We start from the raw sequence: 269 nt of genomic DNA on the forward strand, positions 1-269 counted from the left end.
AGGGTGACATTAGCGGGGCCTGGTGATCGGGAGTTCCGGCAACGAGCGTCAACGAGCGCTACGCGGGCGGGCTCGCGTCAATCCGTGGCCTGAGCTCGTGCGGCAGTGGGTAGACATGTTCGGCCGGCAGGTTGGCTGCTGCCGCCTGGTGGTCGCCGGCCTTCAGCTGTGCGTGGATGTCGTGGACGGTGGGGGTGATGTCGGTGATCGCGATGGTCCACTCGTCGACGTAGCGGTCGATCGCCTCGCCGGAGAGTCCGAGTTGCAAC

At 66.5% G+C, this 269-nt stretch carries 1 protein-coding gene; it reads right to left on the reverse strand.

What is annotated here, in order from left to right; genetic code table 11:
- Window positions 1-58 precede the first annotated feature (58 nt).
- On the reverse strand, window positions 59-269 hold a 211-nt coding region (locus IH26_RS0152755), incomplete at its 5' end, for a DUF4291 family protein (protein ID WP_034218349.1).

The sequence above is a fragment of the Actinoplanes subtropicus genome (genome assembly GCF_000721705.1).
Classification (GTDB): domain Bacteria; phylum Actinomycetota; class Actinomycetes; order Mycobacteriales; family Micromonosporaceae; genus Actinoplanes; species Actinoplanes subtropicus.